Raw genomic sequence first — 15,079 nt, 5'->3', positions numbered from 1 at the left:
ACCGCAGGGAAAACGGTCAATCATCTACGCGCCGAAAACCGCCAAGCGGCTGGACACCACGCGCCCACACGGGTACGATACGCACCCAAAGCGCCCGTAGCTCAGTTGGATAGAGTGTCGGCCTCCGAAGCCGAAGGTCGCAGGTTCAATTCCTGCCGGGCGCGCCAAATATATCAAGGGCTTACGTTAATTCGTAAGCCCTTGTTTTTTTGGCTATGACTATCCCGAGACTAAATTGTGACCACACTGTCTTGATATTCCCATCTAATGATTTTGAATGATGCCTCTTGGCTTTTTGCCACACACACTTGTTTACATAACAGGCTATGTTGGCGGTTACTACCTTTCAGTGATATCACGTGCTCCAACAATATGAAGTGTGATTGATGTAACATCTCATTTTCAAAATTTTTTATAGCGATTAAATGCCTGATAAATTATTTATTTACGTCAATCAGTAAACGGTGCTGGGATGAAGCTTCAACGGTATCGCATTTCCTTCACGTCCGGCAGCTTGTATCACCGCGAATCGGTGAGCCTGGCCGAACTGTACCTCTCGCTTCATGATTGGGAAGAGGTGCGTGCTCAAGCGCTGCATGACAACCTGCTACAGGCCAGAACGGAAAGCACGGCAAAGCGCACCTGTAGAGAGGCGATTGCACGCCTGAAGACGTTGGGCGAAAGCGAACTCACTTTCCTGGCCGAGGCAAACCACCAGGATCAGGCGCACCTCCTCTGGGTTGCGGTGTGCCGCCTTTATCGCTTTATAGCGGACTTTGCGGTGGAAGTGCTACACGAACGGTTTGTCGCGATGAAGCTGGATCTCAGTTTTGAGGATTTCGATGCCTTCTATAACCGTAAATCGGAATGGCATGACGAACTGGATAATGCCAGCGCCTCAACGCGCGATAAATTGCGACAGGTCCTGTTCAGAATGCTGCGGGAGGCAGGGTTGTTAGCTAAGGACAAAACCATCAACGCGGTACTGCTAAACCCCAGGCTGGTTGAGTTGCTGCGTCAGAACAATCCTGACGAGTTTTTTTACTTCCCAGTCTATGAATCCGATATCAGGGGGATGTCAGCTTGAGAAAGGACATTGCCAAAATGCCGATGCAGGAGCGACTACAGCACCTGTTCAGCGTGGTTTCCGGCCAGCGATTCCTGAACAAACAGGGGCTGGGTAATGAAGTGCCTTTCTTCATCTGCCCCTACCGGCCTGAAGAGGCGGTCGAAATGGAGCGCCTTCAGCGACAGTTGGTTAACCGACTGGAGCAGGCGGGCATCCGGATCCTGAGTATCAATCTGTACGACCTGGCCGTCGATATTTTGAAAGAAAGAGACATCTGGGAGCAGGTGTTGGAGCTCGAGCCCACGGTCTCAAAGGATCAGCTGAAAGAGCTGCTACAGGGAGTGCTGGACCCGGAAGCCCATTTGGTGCCCGCTATTGCGGCAAAACTCCAGTCCGTTGAGTTTGACGTGCTGTTTCTCTCAGGGGTGGGCGAGGTCTTCCCCTACATACGCTCCCATAACGTGCTCAACAACTTGCAGAGCACCGCCAAAGACCAGCCAACGGTGATGTTCTTCCCGGGCTCCTATACCCACTCGCTGGAAACCGGGGCATCGCTGGATCTGTTCGGCAGGTTGCATGACGACAAGTACTACCGTGCGTTCAACATCTTTCATTACGAAGCCTGAGCGGACGATACGATTCGAGGCGTAATCATTAAGGGAAAGCACAATGACATTGAAGAATATTTTTCTAAAGCCCGTTGATCGCCCCATTGAAGGCGTTATCAAAGCCGACGATGAAGCCAGTCTTCGCCTCGAAATTGAAGAATACGTACTGACCAACGAAGTCGAGAAACGCCTCGAAGAGTTTCTGGACGCCTACAACAACTACGAAGGGGCGAACGGGGTCTGGGTATCCGGCTTCTTCGGCTCGGGTAAGTCACACCTGCTCAAAATGCTTGCCCTTCTGCTTGAAAACCGGGAAATGGACGGTGCTACGACCCTGGACCTGTTCCTTCCCAAGTGCAGCGAGAATGAAATTCTCCGGGGCGACCTGAAGCGAGCTGTCTCAATTCCGGCGAAGAGCATTCTGTTCAACATCGATCAGAAAGCCGATGTCATCAGCAAAACCCAGATCGATGCGCTTCTGGCCGTGTTCGTTAAAGTCTTTGACGAAATGTGCGGCTACTACGGCAAACAAGGGCACATCGCCCAGTTTGAGCGCGATCTGGACGGCCGTGGCCTGTACGAACAGTTCAAAGCCGAGTACGAGGCCATCGCCGGTCGCCCTTGGCAGAAAGGCCGGGAGCAAGCCCTTCTGGAAGGCCCGAATATTGCCAAAGCCTACGCCGCTGTGACTGGTGGCGACCCGCAGTCGGCAGCGGGCATTCTGGACAAGTACCGCAGCGAATACCGCGTTTCAATTGAAGACTTCGCGGACAATGTGAATGCCTATATCGAGAAGCAGGCAAAAGAGGGTGGCCACAAAGAGTTTCGCCTGAACTTCTTTGTGGACGAGGTCGGCCAGTACATTGCCGACAACACCAAGCTGATGACCAACCTGCAAACCATTGCCGAGAGCCTCGCCACCAAGTGTCGGGGCCGGGCCTGGATTATCGTCACCGCCCAGGAAGAAATGAAAAACGTGGTGGGCGAAATGGGCAAGCAGCAAGGCAACGATTTCTCGAAAATTCAGGCACGGTTCAATAACCGCATGAAGCTGTCCAGCGCGGACGTGGCGGAGGTTATCCAGAAGCGCCTGCTGACCAAGACTGAGGAGGGCGTCAATCAGCTATCGGACGTCTACCACGCGCAAGCGAACAACTTCAAAACCCTGTTTGACTTCGCGGATGGATCGGCCACCTACCGGAACTTCCGGGACAGGGACCACTTCATCCACAGCTATCCTTTCGTTCCCTACCAGTTCGCGCTGTTTCAATCGGCGATTCAGAACCTGTCGCAGCACAACGCCTTCGAGGGTAAACACAGTTCCGTCGGTGAGCGCTCCATGCTGGGGGTTTTCCAGCAGGTGGCCATCCACATCGGCAACCATGAGGTGGGCCAGCTGGCCACCTTTGACCTGATGTTTGAAGGCATACGCTCTGCACTGAAATCACAGATACAGCGGGCGATTATTCAGGCCGAGAACCACCTCGATAATGCCTTCGCCATTCGTCTTCTGAAGGCCCTGTTTCTGGTCAAATACGTCAAGGAATTCAAGCCCACGGTGCGTAACCTTTGCGTGCTGATGCTGGATGCCTTCGATCAGGATCTGCCGGCACTTCGCACCAAGGTCGAGGAAGCCCTGAGCCTTCTGGAGCAACAGACCTACATACAGCGCAACGGGGACCAGTACGAGTACCTGACGGACGAGGAAAAGGACGTCGAGCAGGAGATCAAGAACACCGAGGTCGAATCATCGGATGTCGCGGACGAGCTGGAAAAGATCGTTTTCGACTTTGTTATAAAGCAGCGCAAGATCCGTTATGACGCCGGCTCTTCCCAGAACCAGGGGCAGGACTACTCTTTTTCGCGCAAACTGGATGATCGACTGCATGGGCGTGAATACGAGCTCTCGATCAATGTCATCAGCCCGTTCCACGAGCATACCGACAATGAGCAAATGCTCCGTACAGCTTCAACCTACAAGGCGGACGAGCTCTTCGTGCTCATGCCGTCGGACGAGCGCCTGGTGCGTGATCTGCTCATGTTCAAGCGCACCGAGAAGTACATCAAACAGAATATCTCTGTTACCCAGCAGGAAGCCGTCAAGCGGATCCTGAATGATAAAGGCTTCCAGAACCGTGAGCGCGAGGCCAGGCTCCGGCAGCAGGTTCAGACCCTCATTGGAAAATCCAGGTTGCTCATTGGCGGCGCCGATGTGGAAGTGGCGAATGAGGACCCCCAGACCCGCATTATCCGGGGCTTCCACGAGCTGATTTCACGGGCTTACCCCAACCTCCGCATGTTGCGCGGCGTTTCCTACACGGAAAACGACATCAACAATTGCCTCAACCGTACAGACGATGGCCTTTTCGGTAACGACGCCACGGCCCTGGCGGAATCCGAGCAAGAGGTGCTGGCGTTCATTCAGAGCAACAACCGGGGCGGTGTCCGCACCACCTTGAAGAGCTTGCTGGAAAAATTCGAACGCAAACCCTACGGCTGGTATTACGCCGCGATTCTCTGCACCCTGGCCAACCTGTGTGCCCGTGGCAAGGTGGAAGTTCGTCTCGACGGGAATATCCTGGAGGACAGCGGGCTGGAGCGCGCCCTGCGTAACACTCACGGCCAGGGCAATGTTGTGCTGGAGCCACAGATTGAGTTCACCGCGTCTCAGGTCCGAGCCCTCAAGTCGTTCTACGAGGACTTCTTTGACAGCCCGCCCCGCAGCAGCGAAGCCAAGGCCCTGGGTAAAGAAACCGGCGAAGCTTTCCAGGAGATGCACCACGACCTGGATCGGCGGATAGCACAAGTCGACCAGTACCCCTTTCTTAATGCCTTGAAACCGGCTCTGGAGACGCTGAATGATATTGCCACCAAGCCCTACACCTGGCACTTGACGGAACTGGGCAAGCAGGAAGACCAACTGCTGGACGTGAAAGAAGATGTGATCGATCCCATCCGCAAATTCATGGGGGGCTCACAAAAAGAGATCTACAACCAGGCCCGGTCCCTTCTGCAGAGCCAGGAGCCCAACTTCATCTACGTCTCTGGCGATGAGATTGAGCAGATCCGTTCCACCCTGAACGATCCCAATTGCTACAAGGGGAGCCGCATTCAGCAGCTGAAGGGCCAATTGGACAGCCTACAGGGGCGCATCAACGAGAAAGTGCAGCAAACCCGCTCCCAGGCAGAAACGTCACTGAAGACCATGCAGGAGCGAATGCAGAGCATGGACGAATATCAGTCCCTGCCGGAGCCGCGCCAGGATGAGCTCAACAAACCCTTCCGAGATCTGGTCGATTACATCGGGCAGGAGCGCTTGATTGCTGTGATCAATGATCGTCTGCGCTTTTTTGAAGACCAAGGCTATCAGAAGGTTCTCGCTCGAATGGTCTCTATGGCCCACCAGAAAGCGGCACCAGAGGAAACGCCAGAACCTACTGGTTCAAGGGAAAGTGATGGGAAGCCGCCTCAAGTCAATGAATCACCGGCGGATTACGTGCGGGCGCGTAATCTTCAGGTTGCTTATGACAAAGCCTGGCTGGCCAGTGAAGCCGACGTGGAGCGTTACCTGGAATCTCTGCGCGAAGCCCTGCTGCAAGAAATTCAGCAAGGCCGCAAGGTGCAAATATAAGAGATGGCTATGAACGATACAGAGCGGGATCTCCTTGAGCTAATTCGCGGCGGTGAAAATCTGACCGTTGAGTTCAAGAGCGATATCAAAAGCCTGCCGGACCGGGATCTGATAGCCGCAGTGGTGGCCTTGGCCAATACCGAGGGCGGCGACCTGTTTCTGGGTGTTGAAGACGATGGCACGCCGACCGGGCTGCACGCCAACCACCGTAACCTCACTGGCCTGCCAGCACTGATTGCCAACAAGACCATCCCATCGCTGGCTGTGCGTGTTGAAGCCCTTGAGCTGCAGGGGAAGCCCGTTGCCAGAATCCACGTACCCAAATCACGGCAGTTGATATCCACCTCGGATGGCCTGCTGCAGCGCCGGCGCCTGAGAGTCGATGGCTCCCCGGAGGCCGTGCCGTTCTATCCCCATGAGTTCACTCAACGCCAATCATCGATGGGGCTTATGGACCCTTCAGCCATGATGCTTGAAGAAATAAGCACCGACCAACTCGATCCCTTGCAACGTCTGCGCATTCGCAATGCCATTGAAAAATACGGTGGTGAGCAGTCTCTTTTGGCCCTGTCGGATGAAGAGCTGGATGGAGCACTGGGTTTAGTCAAAACCATTAATGGCAAACCACTCCCGACTGTTGCAGGCCTATTGCTCTTGGGATCTGAGGCACTGTTGCGGCAGCACCTCCCAGCCTATGAAGTCGCCTTTCAGGTACTGCACGGCACTGAGGTACGTGTTAACGAGTTCTACCGCAAGCCGCTGCTGGAAACCTTCGAACAAGTAGAGCTTCAGTTCAAGCCGTGGGTAATAGAAGAAGAGCTGGAAGTCGGGTTGTTTCGCGTACCGATCCCCAACTACGATCGGCGCGCCTTTCGGGAAGGTTTCGTCAACGCGCTCGTGCACCGGGACTTTAGTCGCCTCGGGGCAGTCCATGTCAAACTGGATGACAGCGGTCTGAATATCAGCAGCCCCGGCGGCTTTATCGAAGGGGTCAATCTCAATAATTTGCTGGTGGCCCCACCACAATCTCGCAACCCCCTGCTGGCTGACATCATCAAGCGAATTGGTCTGGCTGAGCGTACCGGGCGTGGTATCGACCGTATTTACGAGGGGATGTTGCGTTATGGCCGGCCCGAGCCCGATTACACCTTGTCCACGGCCTACTTTGTCAATCTTTTCATGGCCAATATCGCCGCAGATCGAGACTTCCTGAGGATGGTGGTCGAACAGCATGACAAGCTGGGGAATTCGCATGTTGAGCCCTTGATCGCACTTGCCCGCCTGAAAGATGAGCGCCGACTGACCACGGGCGAACTGGCGCCAGCGTTACAGAAAAGTGAGCCGCAAACCCGGGTTATTCTCGAAAGATTACTCGAGGTTGGCCTGGTTGAGGCTCACGGCACTGGTCGTGGCCGTAGCTATACCCTGAGCGCCAAGGTATACCAGGGGGCGGGCCAAAAGGTGGCTTACGTGCGTCAAGCCGGGTTCGATGCCATCCAGCAGGAGCAGATGGTACTGAGCTTTATTGACACTCACGGAAGCATTAAACGCGCGGACGTCATGGAGCTCTGCCACCTCGATAGAAATCAGGCTTACCGGCTGCTAACCAGAATGAAAGGCGCCAAACAAATCAAGCAAATAGGTGAGCAGAAAGGCGCTACTTATGAGCGGGTTTAAGCTTTTTGCGCGCAACATGTGCTCACCGAGCATATATATGCTCACCGAGCATATATATGCTGCATGCGAAAGCGTAACGACAACACAGAGCGCCTGCTCTGCGTTCAAAAGCAATTCAGCAGGTTATTGAATGGAAACCGCAAAACTTAAAAAGTTCGCCCAATTCGCTCGCCGCAGCCTCCTCGAACAGGTTACCGCCAAGCTCAAACTGGTATTGGCCGACGAGAGTCCCGCCCGGCGAGAAAGGCCACAAGCGATTAAAAAGCTGGAAGAGGCGATAGCCGAGCAGGGCAAAGAGCAGGTTATCGAGCGGGTGGCCTATATCTGGTTCAACCGCTTCTGTGCCCTGCGTTTTATGGACGTGAATCGTTACAACCGCATTGGCATTGTTTCCCCTGCTGAGGGGCAGTTCCAGCCCGAGATCCTGACCGATGCCAAAATGGGCCATATCGATGAAGAAATGGTGTCGGAGTCAACCCGTCAAAAGATCTTCGCTCTCCTGGATGGAAAGACACCCAGTCAGGATCCGCAGGGGGAAGCCTATCGCCTGCTGGTCGTAGCCGCCTGTAACTATTGGTACAGCGCGATGCCGTTCCTGTTCCAGCGCATTGACGATTACACCGAGCTTTTGATGCCGGATGATCTGCTTTCCGGTAACTCCATTCTGGCCTATACCCGCGAGGCTATGACACCGGATGCCTGTAAAGATGTTGAGGTAATCGGTTGGCTGTATCAGTTCTATATCGCCGAGAAGAAAGACCAAGTATTTGCTGATCTCAAGAAGAACAAGAAGGTTACTCCCGAGAATATCCCAGCGGCGACCCAGCTATTCACTCCTCACTGGATTGTTCGTTACTTAGTGGAAAACTCGCTGGGCCGCCTCTGGATGCTCAACCGTCCCAACTCTGGCTTGATTGAGCAGATGGACTACTACATCAAGCCAGCGCCTGCGGCGGATGGTAAAGAGCAGCCTGAGACCGACTTCCTGCGGATCAATAGCCCGGAAGAGATCAAGATCTGTGACCCGGCCTGCGGTTCGGGGCATATGCTGACTTATGCCTTCGATTTGCTGTATGCCATTTACGAAGAGGAAGGCTACGAACCTGGTGATATTCCGGCCAAGATTCTGACTCACAACCTCTATGGTGTTGAGATAGATGAGCGTGCCGGCGAGCTCGCCGCCTTTGCGCTAAGCATGAAGGCACGGGCTAAGCAGCGCCGGTTCTTCCGGAAACCGGTGCAGCCGAATGTTGTCGTTCTGGAGAAGGTCACCTTTACTGACTCCGAGATGCAGGATGTAGCTGCTCTTGTGGGTAAAGATTTTTTTACTGAAGAACTGCGCGAGACGCTAAGGCAGTTTGGGCAGGCGAGAAACTTCGGCTCATTAATCGTGCCGAGGTTGCGCGAACCGGCCGAGATGCTGCGAGTGATTGAAGCTCGGGATTTTGGCGGCGATCTGCTGCTGAAGGAGGTGCAGGCGCGTGTCGTTTCCGTGTTGCGCATGGCTGAGGTTCTTTCCCAAAGATATCACGTAGTAGTGGCGAACCCGCCTTACATGGACATCAGCAGCGCGAATCAAGAGCTGAAAGCATGGGCTCTCAAAGAGTTTCCCGATAGTTCCGCGAATCTCTTTGCTCTCTTTATGGAGCGAGGGCTTCAGTCTTCACTGCGCTTCGGTATGCTGGCTATGATAAATATGCAGGCATGGATGTTTCTGTCATCATTTTCAAAGTTGCGCCGAAAGCTCCTCAGTGAAAACACACTGCTCTCGATGGTCCATCTTGGTGAAAATGCGTTCGATGCTATTGGCGGAGATGTAGTTTCGACCACCGCGTTTGTATTTGCTAACGCAAAAATCCCAAACAAGAAGGCCGAGTTCCTTCGGCTAGTTAATGGCAAAAGCGAAGCTGAAAAAGAATGTGAATTTGCGACTGGTAAAGATAAGCGCTGCGCTCCCTACTACTTTGTCGCGGAAGTAGACGATTTTTCTAAGCTCCCAGGCGCTCCATTATCCTACTGGGCAAGCAATGAACTTCGAGAAACATTTGCCAATTCAAAAAAACTCAGCGACTTTGCAAGCCCAAGGAAAGGGATGGTTACAGCTGATAATCCTAGGTTTATTAGACTGTGGTTTGAAGTTGAGCATTCAAAGTTTGCTAAGGGCTTGCCGGACCGACAGGCGGCACATGCCTCTGGAGCTAAATGGTTCCCATATCTTAAGGGCGGACCTTTTAGACGCTGGTACGGCAATGTCGAACATGTCGTCAACTGGGAAGACGATGGTTACGAACTTCTAAATATGAGGGGTAATGGCTATAAGGTAGGGTCAACTAACCACAACCTTGAGTACATCTTCAAGCCAGCGCTTTCGTGGACAAAGATTACCACCGGTTTAGTTAGCTTTCGCTCTACTGGAGAGGGATTCCTATTTGACGACGCATCCGGCCTTTGCCCGATACACGATCCATCACTGCAGGCGCAGTTCGCTGCTTTGCTTAACTCGCCAGTTGTGTACTCAGCACTTGGGGCTTTGAACCCAACACTCAATGTAAACCCCGGAAATCTTGCGGACATTCCAGTGTCCGTGCCAACTGGGGCTGGAGCAATTGCTGATAATTGTATTTCAAGAGCCAAACTCGATTGGGACATCTACGAGACCTCGTGGGATTTCACCACTATCCCACTGCTCTCGTTCACTCAACGCACGGATTCTCTGGAAGCCAGCTATGCCAGCCTCCGCAACCATTGGCGAGAGGCGACTCAGGAACAGCAACGTTTGGAGGAGGAAAACAACCGCATTTTTATCGACGCCTACGGCCTGCAGGATGAGCTGACACCAGATGTACCGATGGAGGAGGTCACTCTGACCTGCAACCCCCACTACCGCTACGGGAACAACAAGAGTGAGGAGGAGCTGGAGGCGCTTCTACTGGCTGACACCATACGCGAACTGGTCTCCTATGCCGTAGGCTGTATGTTCGGTCGTTATTCTCTGGAAGAACCGGGGCTGATCCTGGCCAATCAGGGAGATACCATCGAGGACTATCTGAAGCGGGTTCCGGAGCCGAGCTTCCCGGCGGACGATGACAATGTCATCCCCATGCTCGATGGCGACTGGTTCACCGACGACATCACCGAACGCTTTCGTGAATTCCTGCGCATCGCCTTTGGCGAAGAACACTATGACGAAAACCTCCGCTTTGTAGAGCAGGCGCTGGGTAAGGACATCCGCAAGTACTTCCTGAAGGACTTCTACAACGACCACGTGCGCCGTTACAAGAAGCGACCCATCTACTGGCTGTTCTCCTCACCCAAGGGCTCATTCAATGCGTTGATCTACATGCACCGCTACCAGCCTCACACCGTGGGCACGGTGCTGGAGTATCTGCGCGATTTCAAAGACGAAAAGCTAAAAGCCCGGAAAAACCATCTGGAGGCCGTCAGTATCAGCGCCGGGGCTTCCCAGGGTGAGAAAACCAAGGCCCTGAAAGAGATTGAGAAGATCAACAAGATCCTCGCCGAGCTGGATGACTACGAGCGGGATGTACTTTATCCGCTGGCTACCGAGCAGGTGGAAATCGATCTCGATGACGGGGTGAAGGCCAACTATCCGAAATTTGGCGACGCTTTAAAGAAGATTACCGGCCTCTCTGGCTAGGAGCACAGTCATGCATATCAGCAAACTAACCTTGCAGCGCTTTCGTGGCGCTCAAGATCTACCGCTGGATCTGGACGATAAGCTTAATGTGTTTGTCGGTATGAATGGCGCGGGCAAATCCAGCATTCTGGATGCCTCGGCCATCATGCTCTCCTGGTTAGCTAACCGGATTAAGCATGCGGGTGCGTCTGGGAGGCCGATTGCCGAATCTGACATCAAAAATGGTGAATCCTCCGCTAATTTGACCATTCAGCTGTTTGATGAGGGTACTTACTTCGGCTGGAACTTGGCGAAGGTGCGTAAGGGGTACAGCAAAAAGGACCTGGCCTCTGTTCTGATTTCTGCATCCGAAACGGCCAAGGGTATTCAGGCCGGCATCACCGAGCACAACGGGAAGGTAAACATCCCCTTGTTTGCTTACTACCCGGTGAATCGCGCTGTGTTGGATATTCCACTGCGTATCCGGGAAAAGCATCAGTTCGGGCTTCTTTCTGCTTACGAGGAGTCGCTAACCAGTGGCGCCAACTTCCGTACTTTCTTTGAATGGTTCCGAGAGCGTGAAGACCTTGAGAACGAGAACCGCAAATACATAGATGATCTGATCAAGCCGGACGATTTCGAGTTCCCGGATTCGCAGCTAACGGCGGTGCGACGGGCTCTTGAGATTTTCATGCCGGACTTCCAAAACCTGACCGTAAGGCGCCAACCGCTGCGGATGGAGGTAACGAAGAAAGGCCAGCGACTCACAGTAAACCAGCTTTCCGATGGCGAAAAATGCTTGATGGCCATGGTTGGCGACCTTGCCAGGCGCATGGCCATAGCCAACCCGGAGCGAGAAGATCCGCTGCTGGGAGATGGCATTGTGATGATCGATGAAATTGATCTGCACCTGCATCCGAAATGGCAGCGCTTGGTGGTGCCCAGTTTGAGGGCGGTTTTCCCGAACTGTCAGTTTTTTATCTCCACTCATTCACCGCATGTAATTACCCATGTGAAACCGGAGAATCTGTTCCTTATGAACATGACAGATGCCGGGGAATTGGAGATTGTTCGCCCGAATGAGTCCTACGGGAAGACGGTGGACAGGGTACTTGAAGATCTGATGGGCCTTGAGACCACACGCCCTGACCAAGTGGAAGATGCTCTTCGAGCTATTTACGGGCAAATCAATGATGGCGAGCTTGATACTGCCAGAGAAGGCATTGCTGCATTGGAACGAGACATTGGCGAAGATCCGGAACTGGTAAAAGCCAAGGTGCTGATCAAACGCAAGGAGCTGATTGGCCGATGAAGTATGTGGAGAAGTGCCACGAACCTGAAGCTTTTACGCAATGGAAGGATCTGGCCAATGTCAATGAAGACTGGCAGCCTACCTATGGCGACCTGAGGGGTGATCCCAAAGCCTCGGTAAAGAGATCGTTGATGCGGGAGCAGGGTTACATTTGCTGCTATTGTGAACGTCGGTTAACCGATGGCGATTCCCACATAGAACACTTCCAGCCCCAGAGTGACCCGGCAGTGGATCCGTTGGATTACGGCAATCTGTTGTGTTCCTGCCAGAACCAGATCAAAAAGGGTGAGCCCCGCCACTGCGGTAACCTCAAAGGCGACTGGTTTGACTCCGAGTTGTTGATATCTCCGCTGGATCCGGATTGCGAAAATCGGTTCGGTTTTGAAGGTGATGGTTTGATCAAACCCGCTGACAAGAACGACCGGGCGGCCTGTGAAACCATTACCCGACTGGGCCTGGACCTGCCCAAGCTGAATGGCTTGCGAGCTGGCGCAATTGAGCCTTTCCTTGATGATAGTTTGACTCATGACGAGTTGAGCAGGTTCGTATCGGGCTATTTAACCATGGGAGCAGACGGCCGTTTCAGTGAGTTCTGGACCACTATCAAATATTTGTTTGGAGACTACGCAGCCGCATGAGTAACCGAATTTCCCAGGCGTTAAAAAAATTATTCGAGCGGCACCGGGTCGTGTTCTGGTATGACACCAAGCAAGAGCTGCGCGGTGATTTCGAGACGGTTTCCATCCCGCACGTGGAGAAGCTGGAAATCGCCAACAACGAGTACGGCCTGAAATATCGCATCCTGCGGGAGTCACCGGAACAGAAATTCTTGCTGTACAAGGAGGGGCCGCAACCGGAGGATCTGGATAACTGGTTGCTGGACGTACAGCTGGCCCACGGCGAGTTCCGGACCGACCAGGTGGCCATCTGGCTATCCGAACTGGAATTGGGCCTGGAGTTTGCCGAGGTGGCCCAGGCTCACGCGGAGTTTTTCCAGGCGATCAAGCGCAAGGAGGCGCTGAAGAAGCTGCTGAAATCGGACGATACCGCCGGTCAGCTGCGCCTGAAGATGCTGGCCGTGTGTGCCGGTAGTGAGCCCCGTATGGACTCGGTGGTTGAAACCCTGCTGCAGCAACTGGCGGAAGGGCGCGATGATGGCATCCGGCTGATTGAGCGTTGCGGTCTGGACAGCTTCCTGTGGGAGCAACTGACCCGTTTTTACGGCTACGAGGCTAGTGAACCCAGCCTTCGCGACTTCGTGATTGAGCTGTTCAAGTCCTGCTACGCCATGGGTACCGATGGCGATGTCAAACTGACCGGCGACGCCCTGGTGTTCCTCAAGCGATGGAAAGACAGCCGGCAGTTCGAGCAGGGGTTTGAAACTCTGTCTGCCGAGTGTGCCGAGGTGCTGGGCATTGAGCAGGATCTGGGTAAGCGGGATTTCCGGGACCTGGTTGAGCTGGACTACTTCCGGCTGATCGACCAGAAGATTATCAGTGACCTGGTGCGGGCGGTGGTAGGCCGCACGGTCACCAGCGGTGATGTGGCGCTGTGGGTGCGGCAGCGGCGTCAGGGCCACTGGTATGGCGAGTTCCGACACCTGTATGAAGCCATTGAGTTTGCGGCCCGCTTTGTCCAGATTCTCGGTGAGGCTCGGCTCACCATGGACAGCCTCTCCGACGGCGTTCAGCGATACAGCCGCACCTGGTTCCAGTTGGATCAGCTCTACCGCAAATTTACCTACCATGTGCGCATGTCCGGCCAGGCATCGTTAATGGGCGAGCTCAGTGAGCAGGTGGAGAACCTGTATTCCAACAACTATCTGCTCAAGCTGGGCGACGGCTTCCAGGTTCACGTGGACGCCGCGCCGCGCTGGGAGGCCTATCCGGTCGTTCAGCAAAAGGCCTTTTTCGAGCACTGGGTTCGCCCGTACCTGTGCAAGGACAAGCGGATCTGTGTGATCATTTCCGACGCCATGCGCTATGAGATTGGTGATGAGCTGTTGGGCCTTATCCGGCAGGAAGATCGCTACAGCGCGGAGCTTGAACCGGCTCTCTCAACCCTGCCCAGCTATACGCAGCTCGGTATGGCGGCGCTACTGCCCAACAAGTCCTTGGCGATCGCAGACAATGATACCGGCACGGTACTGGTGGATGGCCAAAGCTCACAGGGTACGGTCAACCGTACCAAAATCCTGCAGGCCGCCCTGGATGGGCGGGGCCAGGCTGTTAAGGCGGAGGATTTTATGCAGCTCAACCGGGACGACAGCCGGGAGCTGCTCAAGGGTAATGATGTGCTGTACATCTACCACAACCGCATCGACCACACTGGCGACAAGATGCACTCAGAGGGGCAGGCCTTTGAAGCCGCAGAACAAACCCTGGATGATCTGATTCGTCTGATCAAGAAGCTCACGGCGGCCAACGCCAATAACCTGCTGATCACCGCTGACCATGGCTTTATTTACCAGAACCGTGAGCTGGATGAGAGTGACTTCCTGGGCGACGTCGTTTCTGGCGATGATATTCGCTACCGGGACCGTCGGTTCGTGCTGGGTAAGGGGCTGTCCGCTTCTCCGGCGTTCCATCAATTCTCGTCTGAGCAGCTTGGGCTGGATGGCGATATGGAAGTGCAGATTCCCAAGTCCATCAACCGACTGCGCCTTAAGGGCTCTGGCAGCCGGTTTGTGCATGGCGGCGCATCCCTTCAGGAGGTTGTGATTCCGGTCCTGAAGGTTAACAAGAAGCGCCAAAGTGATGTCAGCGCCGTTGAGGTGGACATCCTGCGTGGGGCCAGCTCGGTGATCACGTCCGGCCAACTGGCGGTCACCTTGTATCAGTCCGGGCCGGTTACCGAGAAAGTACAGCCTCGCCACCTGCGGGCCGGGATTTATACCCAGTCAGGGGAACTGATCTCGGATAGTCACGATCTGTCGTTCGACCTGACCTCGGAGAACCCCCGCGAGCGGGAGCTTCAGGTGCGCTTTGTGCTCAGCCGCAAGGCGGACGAGGCCAACGGCCAGGAGGTCTTCCTAAAGCTGGAAGAACAGCACGCCGGCACCTCCCACTACAAGGAATACAAGTCGCTCAGGTATTTGATGCGGCGGTCCTTTACCAGCGATTTTGATTTCTGAGGGTTATAGCCA

Annotated in this window: 8 protein-coding genes and 1 tRNA gene; all 9 read left to right on the top strand. The window is 54.3% G+C overall.

The annotated features are described in order from the left end of the window. The first annotated feature begins 90 nt into the window (after positions 1–90). The 9 genes from RVM26_RS14410 to pglZ all read left to right on the top strand — a co-directional run bounded on the left by RVM26_RS14410 (position 91) and on the right by pglZ (position 15,067). Positions 91–167, top strand: a tRNA-Arg gene (locus tag RVM26_RS14410). A 305-nt stretch (positions 168–472) separates the two neighbouring features. Then, positions 473–1,087: a DUF1819 family protein gene (locus tag RVM26_RS14405; protein WP_498939359.1), complete on the top strand. Its 615-nt coding sequence runs from the start codon at positions 473–475 to the stop codon at positions 1,085–1,087. Next, positions 1,084–1,695, top strand: a complete 612-nt coding sequence (locus RVM26_RS14400; protein WP_023008353.1) for a DUF1788 domain-containing protein — start codon at positions 1,084–1,086, stop codon at positions 1,693–1,695. The genes RVM26_RS14405 and RVM26_RS14400 overlap by 4 nt, the downstream gene beginning before the upstream one ends. A gap of 43 nt (positions 1,696–1,738) precedes the next feature. Then, positions 1,739–5,308, top strand: coding sequence for a BREX system P-loop protein BrxC (gene brxC / locus RVM26_RS14395; RefSeq protein ID WP_498939357.1), 3,570 nt, complete (start codon positions 1,739–1,741; stop codon positions 5,306–5,308). Positions 5,309–5,317: 9 nt separating this feature from the next. Further along, the gene (locus tag RVM26_RS14390; protein ID WP_498939355.1) at positions 5,318–6,985 is read left to right on the top strand and encodes an ATP-binding protein; all 1,668 of its coding nucleotides are present in this window, start codon (positions 5,318–5,320) and stop codon (positions 6,983–6,985) included. Between the two features lie 130 nt (positions 6,986–7,115). Further along, the gene (gene pglX, locus RVM26_RS14385; protein WP_498939353.1) at positions 7,116–10,643 is read left to right on the top strand and encodes a BREX-1 system adenine-specific DNA-methyltransferase PglX; all 3,528 of its coding nucleotides are present in this window, start codon (positions 7,116–7,118) and stop codon (positions 10,641–10,643) included. A 10-nt stretch (positions 10,644–10,653) separates the two neighbouring features. Then, a complete protein-coding gene (locus RVM26_RS14380; RefSeq protein WP_498939351.1) occupies positions 10,654–11,934 on the top strand; it encodes an AAA family ATPase in 1,281 nt (426 codons plus the stop codon). Next, positions 11,931–12,572 (top strand): HNH endonuclease family protein, encoded by a 642-nt coding sequence (locus RVM26_RS14375; RefSeq protein WP_498939349.1) that lies wholly within the window; start codon positions 11,931–11,933, stop codon positions 12,570–12,572. Before RVM26_RS14380 ends, RVM26_RS14375 begins: the two co-directional genes overlap by 4 nt. Next, positions 12,569–15,067 carry a BREX-1 system phosphatase PglZ type A gene (gene pglZ / locus RVM26_RS14370; protein ID WP_498939347.1) on the top strand — a complete coding sequence of 833 codons (2,499 nt, stop codon included), beginning with the start codon at positions 12,569–12,571 and terminating at the stop codon, positions 15,065–15,067. The genes RVM26_RS14375 and pglZ overlap by 4 nt, the downstream gene beginning before the upstream one ends. Positions 15,068–15,079 lie beyond the last annotated feature (12 nt).

Source organism: Halomonas sp. KM072 (assembly GCF_050710315.1).
Lineage (GTDB): Bacteria > Pseudomonadota > Gammaproteobacteria > Pseudomonadales > Halomonadaceae > Vreelandella > Vreelandella hamiltonii.
This window is presented reverse-complemented; position numbering and strand designations above follow the sequence as displayed.